This window comes from Methanoculleus sp. (genome assembly GCF_036677455.1).
Classification (GTDB): domain Archaea; phylum Halobacteriota; class Methanomicrobia; order Methanomicrobiales; family Methanoculleaceae; genus Methanoculleus.
Genome location: NZ_JAVBWL010000043.1, coordinates 142,237 through 154,568 on the forward strand (window position 1 = coordinate 142,237; position 12,332 = coordinate 154,568).

Annotated in this window: 14 protein-coding genes and 2 tRNA genes; 6 read left to right on the forward strand and 10 right to left on the reverse strand. The window is 60.5% G+C overall.

Annotated features, from left to right (window positions below; genetic code table 11):
- The first annotated feature begins 53 nt into the window (after positions 1–53).
- Positions 54–1,154, forward strand: coding sequence for an acyltransferase family protein (locus tag V6K60_RS10250; RefSeq protein ID WP_332450422.1), 1,101 nt, complete (start codon positions 54–56; stop codon positions 1,152–1,154).
- Positions 1,155–1,261: 107 nt separating this feature from the next.
- Here the strand turns inward: V6K60_RS10250 and V6K60_RS10255 are convergent, their stop codons facing one another.
- The 5 genes from V6K60_RS10255 to V6K60_RS10275 form a co-directional block, all read right to left on the reverse strand.
- Positions 1,262–2,287 (reverse strand): DNA-methyltransferase, encoded by a 1,026-nt coding sequence (locus tag V6K60_RS10255; protein WP_332450423.1) that lies wholly within the window; start codon positions 2,285–2,287, stop codon positions 1,262–1,264.
- A gap of 344 nt (positions 2,288–2,631) precedes the next feature.
- Positions 2,632–2,703, reverse strand: a tRNA-Ala gene (locus V6K60_RS10260).
- Positions 2,704–2,725: 22 nt separating this feature from the next.
- Positions 2,726–3,739, reverse strand: a complete 1,014-nt coding sequence (locus tag V6K60_RS10265) for a transcription initiation factor IIB (RefSeq protein WP_011843316.1) — start codon at positions 3,737–3,739, stop codon at positions 2,726–2,728.
- Between the two features lie 338 nt (positions 3,740–4,077).
- Positions 4,078–4,722, reverse strand: coding sequence for a histidinol phosphate phosphatase domain-containing protein (locus tag V6K60_RS10270; RefSeq protein ID WP_332450424.1), 645 nt, complete (start codon positions 4,720–4,722; stop codon positions 4,078–4,080).
- A gap of 5 nt (positions 4,723–4,727) precedes the next feature.
- Positions 4,728–5,000 (reverse strand): signal recognition particle subunit SRP19/SEC65 family protein, encoded by a 273-nt coding sequence (locus V6K60_RS10275; RefSeq protein ID WP_332450425.1) that lies wholly within the window; start codon positions 4,998–5,000, stop codon positions 4,728–4,730.
- Between the two features lie 54 nt (positions 5,001–5,054).
- Here V6K60_RS10275 and hypB point away from each other — a divergent pair, with 54 nt between their 5' ends.
- Together hypB and V6K60_RS10285 are read left to right on the forward strand one after the other, a co-directional pair.
- Complete coding sequence (hypB, locus tag V6K60_RS10280) at positions 5,055–5,702, forward strand: hydrogenase nickel incorporation protein HypB (RefSeq protein ID WP_332450461.1); 648 nt, start codon at positions 5,055–5,057, stop codon at positions 5,700–5,702.
- A gap of 105 nt (positions 5,703–5,807) precedes the next feature.
- Positions 5,808–6,185 carry a 30S ribosomal protein S8e gene (locus V6K60_RS10285; RefSeq protein ID WP_332450426.1) on the forward strand — a complete coding sequence of 126 codons (378 nt, stop codon included), beginning with the start codon at positions 5,808–5,810 and terminating at the stop codon, positions 6,183–6,185.
- Between the two features lie 47 nt (positions 6,186–6,232).
- On the opposite strand, the gene V6K60_RS10290 is transcribed toward V6K60_RS10285, so the two are convergent.
- Entirely contained in the window at positions 6,233–6,532 is a 300-nt protein-coding gene (locus tag V6K60_RS10290) for a hypothetical protein (protein ID WP_332450427.1), read from the reverse strand.
- Positions 6,529–7,968 carry a bifunctional metallophosphatase/5'-nucleotidase gene (locus V6K60_RS10295; RefSeq protein WP_332450428.1) on the reverse strand — a complete coding sequence of 480 codons (1,440 nt, stop codon included), beginning with the start codon at positions 7,966–7,968 and terminating at the stop codon, positions 6,529–6,531. Before V6K60_RS10295 ends, V6K60_RS10290 begins: the two co-directional genes overlap by 4 nt.
- Before the next feature lie 88 nt (positions 7,969–8,056).
- On the opposite strand from V6K60_RS10295, the gene V6K60_RS10300 reads away from it, so the two are divergent.
- Positions 8,057–8,479, forward strand: coding sequence for a hypothetical protein (locus V6K60_RS10300; protein ID WP_332450429.1), 423 nt, complete (start codon positions 8,057–8,059; stop codon positions 8,477–8,479).
- The gene (locus tag V6K60_RS10305) at positions 8,476–8,940 is read left to right on the forward strand and encodes a DUF2240 family protein (RefSeq protein ID WP_332450430.1); all 465 of its coding nucleotides are present in this window, start codon (positions 8,476–8,478) and stop codon (positions 8,938–8,940) included. The genes V6K60_RS10300 and V6K60_RS10305 overlap by 4 nt, the downstream gene beginning before the upstream one ends.
- Before the next feature lie 95 nt (positions 8,941–9,035).
- Here the strand turns inward: V6K60_RS10305 and V6K60_RS10310 are convergent, their stop codons facing one another.
- Both V6K60_RS10310 and infB read right to left on the reverse strand, forming a co-directional pair.
- Complete coding sequence (locus V6K60_RS10310) at positions 9,036–9,434, reverse strand: 30S ribosomal protein S6e (protein WP_332450431.1); 399 nt, start codon at positions 9,432–9,434, stop codon at positions 9,036–9,038.
- Between the two features lie 121 nt (positions 9,435–9,555).
- A complete protein-coding gene (infB, locus tag V6K60_RS10315; RefSeq protein ID WP_332450432.1) occupies positions 9,556–11,337 on the reverse strand; it encodes a translation initiation factor IF-2 in 1,782 nt (593 codons plus the stop codon).
- A gap of 333 nt (positions 11,338–11,670) precedes the next feature.
- On the opposite strand from infB, the gene V6K60_RS10320 reads away from it, so the two are divergent.
- Positions 11,671–11,743 (forward strand) — tRNA-His (locus V6K60_RS10320).
- A gap of 133 nt (positions 11,744–11,876) precedes the next feature.
- Here the strand turns inward: V6K60_RS10320 and V6K60_RS10325 are convergent.
- A complete protein-coding gene (locus V6K60_RS10325; protein WP_332450433.1) occupies positions 11,877–12,299 on the reverse strand; it encodes a pyridoxamine 5'-phosphate oxidase family protein in 423 nt (140 codons plus the stop codon).
- Positions 12,300–12,332: the final 33 nt, after the last annotated feature.

The window sequence follows — 12,332 nt, forward strand, 5'->3', positions numbered from 1 at the left end:
TGGGGATTATATAATACCTGCCGGTGAATAACAGTGCGGTTACCCTGACTCCCATGACCATACAGTATCCGGAAGGCAGAGATGCTCCCGGCGGTGCAGGCCGATTCTCAAACAACTTCGACTTCCTGCGGTTCGCTGCAGCAGTGGTGATCGTCGTCACGCACGCCTACGCGCTCAGGCTCGGCTACGTCGATGTAGGGCTGGACGATCCGGTCATACTCATAGGAGAGATAGCGCTTGCCGCCCTCCTCGTCACCAGCGGCTACCTGATCGCGGCGAGCTGGGAGTCGACCGCATCGCCGCTCCGGTTCGCCTGGAAACGGTTCCTTCGGGTCGTTCCGGCCCTTGTGGTTGTGATCCTCATCACGCTCTTTATCATCGGCCCGCTGATGACGACCCTTCCCCTGACGGGATACTTCGCCGCCCTCTTCTCCCCGGCAGGAGTCGCAACCGCCCCGTTCTTTGAGGACGGATCGGTCATAGGCCTCTTCCAGGAGAATCCCTGGACCTACGTCAACGGCTCGCTCTGGACGATACCCGTAGAGGTCTTCATGTACGGGGTCGTCGCGGCCCTCGGGATTGCCGGGCTCCTCAGGCGGTGGGGCGCCATCCCCGCCCTCGCCGTCGTGAACATTCTGGCCTGGATGTACTGGTTCGACGACCCCCGGATGGCAAAGGTCCGGTTCACCCTCTACTTCCTGATCGGGGCCTACCTCTACATCCACCGGGAACGGATCGCTTACCGCCCGGTCGTCGCCGGGGCGTTGCTCCTGATGCTCGTCCTCTCGGCCCTGACGCCGTATTCGGCCGTCGCCGGGGTGATCGCCATCCCCTACCTCACCATCTACGCAGCGCACATCCCGGTCCCGTTCCTGAACGCCTTCGGAAGGCCGGGGGACTTCTCCTACGGCATCTACATCTACCACTACCCGGTCCAGCAGGTGCTGATCCAGGTCACGGCGAACGCGCTCCTCCTCCCGGCGCTCTGCGTCCTCTCGTTCTCGGTGACGTTCGTTCTCGCGTTCCTCTCCTGGCATCTCGTCGAGAAGCGGGCGCTCGCGGCAAAGAACCTCAGGCCTGCCGACCTCGCGCGGGCACTCGAATCATCGCTCCTCCCGGAGCCCTTCACCCGGTGGTGGGTCGCCCGGAAGTGAAGGAGACAAGGGTTCTGGCCGAAGGGGTTTGAGCCGCAAATACAGTGAGCGTGAGCACTGGGGGGGTGCAAGAGACGACTTCCCCGAAGGGGGAGGGGTTCGAGAACTTAGATCGAGTTCTTACCAGGCCGACCTCGTCTGCCGTCGTTGGACCGGACACCCAATTTTCTTAACATCTTCTCGATAGCCCATCGTCCCCGGCCAAGTTCTTCTCCCAGGAGTTCTATGGCCATTTTCTTTGTTTTACCTGATTCGATGAGCTGGTTGAATCGGAGAACCAGGGTCGCCATATCCTCGCCGGTCCATGATCTGCCCTGATTCACCGGCTCCTCAATCTCCGGGGATCTCAGCGTCGAGAGAAGGTGTCCGGGCAGAACATTCCGCATCTCCTCGATCTTCGCATCAAAGATCGAAGGGGAGATCTCAAAGCCCGTCGCCTGGCGGTTAAGGCCGACGGCTACCTTTGCCGTCGAAAATCCGCCGAGGAAGAGATCACATACCAGATCGCCCTCACGGCTGCTGTACTGTATCATTTTTATGAGCAGTTCTGTCGGCAACTCGTTCTTATTCTTCACCCGGCCCGGCTTGTATTCACGATTGATGATCCAGACATCTTCACGATCCTGATAGTTCAACGATCCATCAGCAGAATCCTTTTCAGTTAACCCGAATCGGGATTCCAGCTCAAATGTCCTCTCTCCCCCGGGTTTTCCGTAGAAGAGGATATGGTAATGGGATGATACGTATTTTCTGCGGGTGTATACGCCAAAATTGTATTTCCAGATGATGTGATTGATCTCTTCAAGTTCAGTCTGCCGGAGAGCGTGGAGAATGTGGTACAGGTTCGTATACCCGGAGACAATGTACAGCGATCCTCCCGGTTTGAGAATACGTTCGGCTTCTTTTATCCAATTCAGGCTGAACTCACCATATTCTGACGCAGGAACCTCGACGTAGCCTTCAACGACGAACGCTTCGTTGCGGTTATAGTGTTTGTGGAGTTTGTCACCGTTGATGCCGTAAGGTGGGTCGGTGATGATCAGGTCGACCGAGTCATCAGGAATGTGCTCCCTTGCCCCGGCGATGCAATCACCGTTAAAATAGATATTACCCCCAACCCCCTCAGATCTCATGGTAACTCTCCCGGGTATGATCCAGGTGCAACAGTTGACTGCAGGTGCAAAACCGGGAACACACCGAAGTATAGTCGCTCCCGGGCCAGAAAAGTTTCGTTATCCCTGACCGTGCGGGAACATTGGTCCGGGGTGGTAACGGTGGGAAGAACCCGGCGGGAGATCGCAAAACTTCAGCGGGAGGAATGCGGACCCGGCGGGATTTGAACCCGCGGCTTCTCTGTCCCAACCGAAGGGGCTTCACCCCGCTCAAAACCCCCGGCGACCTGCGGTCGCCTATGAAGGTCGAAATGCAATAAACTCAATAGTATCGCCTTAGAATAGAGATCAAGAAGAAAGAGAAATGGACCCGGCGGGATTTGAACCCGCGGCCTCTGCGTTGCGAACGCAGCGATCTACCCCTGATCTACGAGCCCAAGGGGGTGAGATGATATGAGATCAGAGTATGATCTCGATATCTAATTTTTCTGCCAGTTCCTTATATCTGTTCCTGATCGTGACCTCGGTCACGCCTGCGACTTCAGCAACTTCGCGCTGGGTGCGCCGCTCGCCGCCGAGGATCGAGGAGATGTAAATCGCGGCGGCAGCGACGCCCGTTGGCCCTCTGCCGCTCGTAAGTTCGCGTTCTCCAGCCTGCCGGAGGATCTCGACCGCGCGGCTCTGGACCTCACCCTTCAGGTTCAGGCCCGAGCAGAAGCGCGGTACGTAATCGATCGGGGACGTCGGCAGGAGTTTCAACCCGAGCTCGCGGGAGATGAACCGGTAGGTGCGCCCGATCTCCTTCCTCGATACACGGGAGACCTCGGCGATCTCGTCGAGCGTCCGGGGGACACTGCACTGCCGGCATGCCGCATACAGCGCTGCCGCCGCAACCCCCTCGATACTCCGGCCACGGATCAGGTTCTTGTCCACCGCGTCACGGTAGACCACTGCTGCGGTCTCGCGCACGTTCCGGGGCAGGCCGAGCGCGGACGCCATCCGGTCCAGTTCCGAGAGGGCGAACGCAAGATTCCGTTCGGTCGCGTTCGAGACCCGGATACGCCGCTGCCACTTCCGGAGCCGGTAGAGCTGGGCACGGTTCTTGCTCGAGATCGCACGACCGTAGGAGTCACGGTTCCTCCAGTCGATCATCGTCGAGAGACCCTTGTCGTGGATCGTGAACGTCATCGGCGCGCCGACACGAGAGCGCTTCATGCGCTGGTCGTGATCGAACGCACGCCACTCGGGACCGCGGTCGATGAACTCCTCGTCAAGAACGAGACCGCAATTCTGGCATACGAGTTCGGCACGCTCGTAGTCGTGGACGAGCTGACGGCTGCCGCACTCAGGGCAGACGGACTGGACGCTCTCCTCGGTACGCTTCTTCTCCGTCTCCTTGACCTTCTGCTCCCCCCTCTTCTTCAGGGCCTCACGCTGCAACTGCAGCTGCTTCAATTTTTCAACTTCTGCCATCGAATTTACACCTATTTTGCAAAGATCTTCTCGCCAACCTGCACCGAACAGCCATTGTAGCAGAGGACTACGGCATAGGGAGATGATATATTCCCAAAGATATCAACTACCTTCCCGACGGGCTTTAATCGGCGATCCACAGCCTCACCGTAGAGGCGGGGCAACTGTGCAGCATCACATCGCAAGATTAACAAGCGATTACCGCAAACACTTACTGAACGTCCGATTAACCGCAAACTGCAACCTCTAGGGGATACTATAGTTGGATGTATTTAGTAACATATATATATTGACCCCGAGAGTATAAAAACGTTTTGCTAAATTATAAATACCTCATCTTATTTCTGGAGAAGCCGATTTATATCCTGGGAAAGAATCTCCCGCGATTCTGCCTCCGTCAATCCCGCGCCGAGCGCAACGGCCCACCGTGCCTCCTTTGACATCAGATCGGACGGCGCATGTGTATCGGAATCGACCGTGAGGGAGCAACAGGCCTCCCTCGCCACCCGCACTACATGGCCGTTGGTCCGGTTATGCCCCGCGCGGGAGGTGACCTCGAGCGCTATCCCGCGCTCTGCAGCTGCGCGGGCATCTTCGACCGTGATGAACCCCGGATGGGCAAGCACGTTCACGTCGTCGCACGTGCAGGCCGCGCGGTTGGTCCCCGGAGCGACCGGTTCCGTCACCGTCTCGCCGTGGACCACGACGATATCAGCGCCGCGCCGTTTTGCATCGTGGGCAAGCACCGGGATCAGAGGCGGCGGGACATGGGTGAGTTCCACCCCGACAAGCAGGTTCACGCCGTAGCACTGCGCCGAATCCCGGACTCTGCTCACTGCCTCCACCAGGTGCGCGAGGTTTGAGGCATCCGCGTGGTCGGTGATGGCGAGGGTCTCGTAACCGAGCACGGCAGCCCGACGAACCAGCTCCGTCGGAAGAAGTTCACCGTCGGAGAGGATGGTATGGGTGTGCAGATCGTACATCCCGGTCACTTCCGGCCGGCAAGACCGCCGGCGACCTTCTTGATCAGGTCTTCCTTGCTTCCTTCCCATTCCGCCACGATCCGCCCTTCATGCTCCGCCCACCGGGCGGGGTGGTGGTGCTCCTCCGCCCGGAACGGGACCTTCATCCGCCGCAGGACGGCCTCTATGGCAGGAAGATCCGGGGGCTTCACGCCGAGGTTCTTTGCGACGCGGCGTCCCTCACGCCGCTTTAGCGTGGTATTGAAGTAACAGGGATACAGGATGCGTTCTGCACTCATTGCCGTAGGGTTTGAGTGTTAACCTATAAACAGATCATGATCACAGTACTTACCATGCACCATATCGACGTCCATGTGGAGAAGGACATCTACGACGTCAACAACCGCATTGCAGACGCCAATAGAGAACACCTCAAGGCTCACGGCATCCGGTCGTTCGACCTCCTCGGCGCCATCGGGTCAGGGAAGACCGCCCTGATCGAACGGCTCGCACCAAAACTCCGGGAACGGGGGCTCCGCGTCGGCGCCATCGCCGGGGACGTCTACGGTGACGACGACTTCCAGCGAATCGTTGCAGCAGGAGTCCCTGCTTACAACGCGAACACCGGGAAGGAGTGTCACCTCGACGCCCACCTTGTGGAGCACGCCATCGAGCACCTGCCGCTCGACGAGATCGACGTCCTCTTCATCGAGAACGTCGGCAACATGGTCTGCCCGACCGACTTCCGGCTGGGCGCCGAGAAGAGGATCGTCATCGTCAGTTCGACCGAAGGCGACGATGTCGTGAACAAGCACCCGATGATGTTTCGCGGCAGCACCATCGGCGTCATCAACAAGACCGACCTCGCCGGGCTCATCGGCTCCGACCTCGACCGGATGGAGCGGGACATGCACCGCTACAACCCGGAGATGAAGGTCTTCCGGACGAACATGAAGACCGGGGAAGGGCTCGAGGCGCTGCTCGACGCCATCCTCGCCTGATCAGCAGTGTTAAATATCCCGGTCTCGAATAGTTATAGCACTTTAACGAGAGATTGCTAGCCCCAGGGGTATCGCGTCCTCTACAGAGTATATTACGGTGGTCACATGCAGTGGCAAGGAAGATCAGTACGGAAGCCCTCGGGCGGGCGCTACCACACCTCCCGGGGCAAGATGAGGTCGGAGATCGGCAGAGCTCCGGCAGAGACGCACATCGGTGAAGAGCGCAAGAAGATCGTCCGCACCTTCGGGGGCAACCAGAAGGTCCGGGCACTCCGGCTCGATATCGCGACGGTCGCAAACCCGGCAACCGGCGAGACCCACAAGGCGAAGATCGAGACGGTCGAGGCGAACAGCGCGAACCCCAACTACGTCCGGCGAAACCTCCTCACGAAGGGGGCCATCATCAGGACTGAGATGGGACGCGCGCGGATCGTCAGCAGACCCGGCCAGGACGGCGTCGTCAACGCCGTCCTGCTCGTATAATACCCTTTTTTACGGTCGTATATAGAACCATCCCTCCACCTGGCGGGTTACCAGTTCCACGACCCCGGATGGGACAGTCTCGACATAACCGGGGAAATCCTGCAGGGCAAGGTTCCGGGAGCGGAGAGTGTTTTCCCAGAGAGCGAACCGGACCCCCCGGCCCGCGAGCTGCCCACGAGCGCCGCATGCGGGCTACCGGTGCGGAGGACCTCCACCCCATCGGAGTGGGCGACCACCTCGACCTCGACGCTGTCGAGGCCTGCAAGAAGATTCTTTACACCGGTCAGCGCGAGGCCCGCCTTCTCGCGCTCGTCCAGGTGGATGACAACCTGCGGGGAGGGCATCATATCGCCGTCACACTCCCGACCAGATCGGCTCTGACGGGCCCCCGTGCCAGGTGGCGTTCGAGCGCCTCGACCGCCCGGATATCGAGGTCCTCCCGGTTCTTCCCGTACTTCGACGGCACACCCTGCCCGGTGACGAACGCAGCCCGGTAGACGGTATCCGGGTCAAGCCGTTTTCCTCCAACGAAGAACTCCTGGATGCGATGCCCGGGCGGGTTCTCGATCTTGCAGTAGAGGGTGACTCCCATACAACGCTTCACGTAACCCCCCATCTGTTCGTAGGGGTTTCGCGCGAAGGTCCGCTCCAGGTTCTCCTCCATCATCGTCCGGAGTTCCCGGCCCGTGATCTCGACCGTGGAGACCACCGGGTTGACCGGGATGATGTTCCAGAGGTCGTTTGCCGTAACCGGACCCGGCGGCACCGGAGCGCCATAGCGCCAGCCGTTCGAGAACGCCATCTCCACGCCGGTGGCATCGAGGAGCGCCTTGAGGAGGAGATTGTCCATCGTGGCCTCAAGGACCGTGTTCCGGTTGAGAGGGGTCCGGGTCTCCCCGACGACCCGGGAGAGGCGCTCGCGGTGCGGGTCCATGACCCGCTCGACGAGGTCCTCAACCCCGGGATCGGGCCGGATCTCCTCACCGACGACGATGAGGCTGTGGTCGAAGTGTTTCACCCGCCGGTTCTCGACCGTAAGGTCGAGCCGCCCGAGGAAGGAGCCGTGGCAGCCGGACTGGATGATGACGGTATCGTTCACGACCGCCGGTTCGAAGAGCCGGTTGTGGGTGTGTCCCGAGAGGAGGATGTCGATCCCGTCCACTTCCCGGGCGAGCTGCACCTCCTGGGGAAACCCGAGGTGCGATATCACCACGACGAGATCCACCCCCTCGTCGTCGCGGAGGTGGGCGATCTGCCCCGGGAGTTCGGCGTTGCCAAGGGAGAAGCGGACCCCTTCCGAGAAGGACGGCGGCATCACCTTGTCGACGATGGTGGCGGCAATGCCGATGACGCCCACCTGCAGTTCCCCGGCCTCGCAGACCGTAGACGGCAGGAAGACGAGGTCGCCGGTGGCCTCATCGTAGCAGTTGACGGCGAGGACCGGGTAGTCGAGCCTCGCGGCCACCTTCCGGAACTGCTCGGGGCCGTACGCAAACTCCCAGTGGGCGGTCATGGCATCGAATCCGAGCGCATTCAGCACCGGGATGAGCGCCTCGCCCTTCGATTGGACGGCAGGGTAGGTTCCATGAATCGTGTCGCCGCAGTCAAACGCGAGCACCTGGTCCCGCCGTGCATCGCGGATCTCCTCAAAGAGCGCGGCTATCCGGGCATATCCACCCGCCATCCGGTATTCCTGCCGGCCGCCGGCATAGAAGAGCTCCTGGTGCGGCTCCAGATACCCGTGCGAGTCGTTCATCTGCAGGAGGGTGAGGTGGTCGGTCATACGGGTGCAGAGGATAGGGGATGCAAAAAACCTTTGCGCCCCGGCGGGATCATATGCTTTTTACGTTCCGCGGACCTCAGTTCTAGTGATGCGCAGGATATACCATCGTTTTCCCCAGTCCATCGACCTCGATTTCGAGATCGTCAGGCCGTTCCAGGACGTTCTCGCCTGTATAGCCCGGATGCACGATACGCATACGACCGTGCGGGGGGCCGACGGCCTTGTCAAGGAACGGGTCCTCATCCAGGTCGCTGACGGGCGGACGCAGTTCCTGGACCTCAGCGCCCTGGCGCCGCTCTCAGAGAAGGTCAGTGAGATGGCAGACTTCCGGGTTGACCTCCAGCGGACGCTCCTTACCCCTGAAAAGAGACTGCCGGTCTCGGAGAACGTCTTCTTCCTCCGGATCATCGATAAGGGCCCGGTGACGGAGTGCTATGTGGCCAAGGATGGTCGCCTCGGTGACCTGGATGCGATGGACCTGCGACGGCTTCTCAAGGGTGCTTGCGAGTGAGCGTCAAGATTGCGGTTGCTGCGCCGTTCAAACATATGCGCAAGGAGCGGTTGCAACGGAGCGAGTTCGTCTTTTACATTGCCATTGACCGCAAGTGGATGAACAAGGAGCAGGCGAACCAGCTCCTGGAGCGAGCGAGGTCGGATGGGCTCGTCGAGATAGACGGGGGGGCCATCCGCCCGCTCTTCGACGTCGCGGAGGTCTCGATACCGCTCGGGTTCAAGCCCACCTCCGACGTCCTCGCCGCTGAGAGCCCTTACGAGGCGTTGATCGGGCGGATCGTTGCCACGACGGGAAAACCGCCGCAGGAGGTCGTCGCCGAGCTCCACAAGGTCGTGACCGACCACTTCGACGGCAACCTCCGGGTGGAGGCGGCGGCGATCATCCTGGCGAAGAAGTACGGGGTGGCGTTCGAGGACAAACTGCCTGCCCTGGAAAAGTCGGTTGCAACGTTGAGGTGAACAACCTCCCCTGTGCAGAGAGGCTCCCGGCCATCATCCCCCTCACCGGGAGAGAGTCTCCACTCCGGGATAAGCTCTGGAAAAAAGGGTGCTGATTATTCAGCGGCCGCTTCGGGCTGGCTGAAGTATTCGGCTAAGGGTTTTGCACCGCTCTGCTTTACGGCGGCGTTGATCTGGACAAAATCGGCGCTGATCTCATTTCCCCGCACCGACTTCCTGCGGCGTTCCCCGTCCATGACCGGGTGGAACCCGACACCCTCAGAAAGGAGGAGTCTTCTCCGTGCCGGTCCGGGAAGGTCGCGGCGCGCGGGAATGCCGGTCTTGTCCGTGCCCCCGGTGATCCGGATCGTATAGCCCGCAAGGCCGAAGACGCCCCCGTCGATCTCGTCACCGATACGCTTGCCGATGAGCGCTCCTGCGGCGGGGCCGGTCGCATCAATCTTGTATGCATGCCCGGTCTCCGGGTCTGATAGAATAATTTTGAAATCTGCCATGTTGACGACTCCTTCGAAAGTACCTATACAATTTGAGAATATGGTATTAAAAGTCTACCTTTGCGAGGTCGGGAAGAAAATGCCGGCCGGGAGAGGACCCGCGCTCCGGCGCCGGGAAGATTCACTTCCCCCAGAAGGGATCTTCCCGGCGCCGGAGCCGGGTGAACTCTTCGAGCGTCTCTCGCAGGCTCGAACTTAAGTGGTCGATCATCTCCCGTTCGATGATCTTCACGTGCCGCTCGGGTATATCCACGTAGAGGTCATCATCGACATTGATCTGGCGGCCGACCGTCGGGCCTTCGATCGAGATCGCAACCTCCTTGCCCGCTTCCGCCTCCTGGACCGTCTCGTTCTTCGCCTGGATCTGTTTGATCCGGCCGATCTTCTTGCCGTTTGCGAGGGCGAGGTCAACCCCGCTCTGGAGTTTCCCGCCGAGGATCCGGACGCCGACCACCGCGGGGTTGCTCTGCCGGAAGACACAGTTCGGGAGGATCCGGATCTTGGCGGGCATGATCAACTTCTCGAACTGCTGCCGTTCGAGTTCCTGCTTCTTCTCCTCGCGCCACTCGATGTAATCGTCGATGAGCTGGTAGATGACCCCGCCCTCGAATATGTGGACATGCGACATCATGGCATCCCCGAGGGTGTCGACCGCGTCCGGCAGGACCGGGGTGTTGAAGGCGATGATCGCACTGTAGAGGGGGTCTTTGATCGTTCCCGCCTCGATGATGTCGTGACGGGTGACCGGCCCGACGGTGGCCCGCATCACCTGGATCTGGTGGCTTTCGAGCTCTTTTGAGAGGGCTTCGAGGGCGCCGATGGTATCTGCCCGGATGATGACCCCGACATCGGAGAGGTTCACCTGGATGTCCTGGACCTCGTGCCGGACCATCTCGATCATCTCATCCCGGTTGGCGCCCCGGATGGCCCGGAGAGGGGAACCCGCGATGACGCCGTCGAGTTTCGGGGCGGCGACCTTGATACCCGCGGCGGCGGTGATCGACTTGACCCGTTCGAACCGTTCCTCGATCAGGATCTCCTTCATCGGGCGGGGCTGTAAGAGGGAGCGCACTTTGGTCTCGATGATCTGGTCGTTGCCCGCCACCACGATCTCGTCCCCGACCTTGAGGGTCCCGTCATAGAGGATGACGTCGAGCGTCATCCCGAGCCCCTTCTCCTCCTTCACCTCGAGCACGGTGCCGGCCCCGGGACCGTCGGCGCTGACCCTGAGGCTCTCGGTCATGTAGCGCTGGGCAAGCCCGATCAGTACCATGAGGATGTCGGGGACGCCTTCGCCGGTGAGAGCGCTCGTCGGGACGATGCAGATGTTTCGCGCGAAGTCCGAGACCCGGTCGAACCGCTCGGAGTTGAACCCGAGGTCAGAGAGTTTCCCCACGAGTTCGTAGACCTTCGTCTCGAGCGTGCCCTGGACGCGCTCGTTCTGCTGCGCAAACGTCTTCATGAACGGCTGGCCTGCCTGGACGCGCCAGCCGTGAATACGGTCGATCTTGTTTGCCGCGATGACGAACGGCGTCTTGTAGTTGCGCAGGATCTGGAGGGCCTCGATCGTCTGGGGGCGGAACCCCTCGTTGATGTCCACCACGACGATCGCCATGTCGGCGAGCGCGCCGCCGCGCGCGCGGAGGGTGGTGAAGGCGTGGTGCCCGGGGGTGTCGATGAAGAGGAGGCCCGGCACGTTGACGTTGACCTTGCTCAGGGCTCCGCCCATCCGGGTGATCGCGTCGATGGGGACGAGTGTGGCGCCGATGTGCTGCGTGATCGCGCCCTCTTCGGTGGTTACCACGGACGAACCCCGGATCCTGTCCAGGAGCGACGTCTTGCCGTGGTCTACGTGGCCCATCACGCAGACGATGGGGGTCCTGATCGTTGGTTGCTTTGCCATGAGTATCACCTTCCGGCGTGTGAAATAGAACGGACAATCCTCAAAATCTGGAAATATTTGCCTTTTTTGAATCAAATCCAGGTATGGGCGATTATCCTACCCCCGGAACACCGGGCGCCGCCCGGAACGTTGGTATGTTATAGAGCACGGAGTCTATTAATAATTCACCTCACCGCCCACCCTGTGCAGTTCGGGGCGGCAGAACCTGAGCAGTGGACCGCCAGATGCCCGACGGTTCGCACGATCGCCGGCGATCCTCCGGAGGGTGCCGGTTGTGAGCGTGGTGAAGAGATACCTTAATCAAATCTGACTGCCAACTCTAATGAGTACCTTGCCAGGGTGGGGTAGTCGGTTATCCTAAGGGACTGTGGATCCCTCGACCCGGGTTCGAATCTCGGCCCTGGCCTTCTTATTTCTCTTCCGATCTTCGTCCAGGATAGTAAATAGCCTCTTTCCAGACTCACGCGTGCGGGAGGAGCGTTCATGGCACCAACCCGTGGATCGCAGTTGTTTCAACCCGTCAAACCCACCCCTACGACCTACGCGATCCGCTTTCCTGCAGCCTCAAGCCGGGGAGTCTGGTCGTAGATCTCTTCGACCGTGAGGACGACCGCTGCCATCTTTTCTGTGCGAGCCGCGAACTCCTCCGGGTGCCCGGCCCAGACGCTCCTGTCAAGCGCCGCTGTTACGTCGTCATCCTTATGGATCGCCACCCTTCCCTTCACCTTGTACGCGGTGAACGGCGGGGTCCACTCCCAGACACAGAGCGACGCAACAGGGTGCCGCGTGAGGTTCTCGTAGGTCTGCATGAAATAGAGTTCTCCCCAGAGGATGGTCTCGGGATCCCTGACCATGACCGACTTGGCGGCGACATTGGGCATTCCATCGGATCCAATTGTCGCAACAGGGACCGAGTGCCAGTCTCTCAGGAGCGCAACGAGGGTATCGGGCATTACTACCATGGATCATCACACCTAACAACTGCATCCTGACAA

Excerpts from the sequence above, each read along its gene's own strand:
- V6K60_RS10275 (WP_332450425.1), bottom strand. The coding sequence starts at position 5,000 with ATGAGTGCAGAACGCATCCTGTATCCCTGTTACTTCAATACCACGCTA.
- hypB (WP_332450461.1), top strand. The coding sequence starts at position 5,055 with ATGCACCATATCGACGTCCATGTGGAGAAGGACATCTACGACGTCAAC.
- V6K60_RS10265 (WP_011843316.1), bottom strand. The coding sequence starts at position 3,739 with ATGGCAGAAGTTGAAAAATTGAAGCAGCTGCAGTTGCAGCGTGAGGCC.
- V6K60_RS10310 (WP_332450431.1), bottom strand. The coding sequence starts at position 9,434 with ATGGCAGATTTCAAAATTATTCTATCAGACCCGGAGACCGGGCATGCA.
- V6K60_RS10300 (WP_332450429.1), top strand. The coding sequence starts at position 8,057 with ATGCGCAGGATATACCATCGTTTTCCCCAGTCCATCGACCTCGATTTC.
- V6K60_RS10295 (WP_332450428.1), bottom strand. The coding sequence starts at position 7,968 with ATGACCGACCACCTCACCCTCCTGCAGATGAACGACTCGCACGGGTAT.
- V6K60_RS10250 (WP_332450422.1), top strand. The coding sequence starts at position 54 with ATGACCATACAGTATCCGGAAGGCAGAGATGCTCCCGGCGGTGCAGGC.
- V6K60_RS10270 (WP_332450424.1), bottom strand. The coding sequence starts at position 4,722 with ATGTACGATCTGCACACCCATACCATCCTCTCCGACGGTGAACTTCTT.
- V6K60_RS10255 (WP_332450423.1), bottom strand. The coding sequence starts at position 2,287 with ATGAGATCTGAGGGGGTTGGGGGTAATATCTATTTTAACGGTGATTGC.
- infB (WP_332450432.1), bottom strand. The coding sequence starts at position 11,337 with ATGGCAAAGCAACCAACGATCAGGACCCCCATCGTCTGCGTGATGGGC.
- V6K60_RS10325 (WP_332450433.1), bottom strand. The coding sequence starts at position 12,299 with ATGGTAGTAATGCCCGATACCCTCGTTGCGCTCCTGAGAGACTGGCAC.
- V6K60_RS10290 (WP_332450427.1), bottom strand. The coding sequence starts at position 6,532 with ATGATGCCCTCCCCGCAGGTTGTCATCCACCTGGACGAGCGCGAGAAG.
- V6K60_RS10285 (WP_332450426.1), top strand. The coding sequence starts at position 5,808 with ATGCAGTGGCAAGGAAGATCAGTACGGAAGCCCTCGGGCGGGCGCTAC.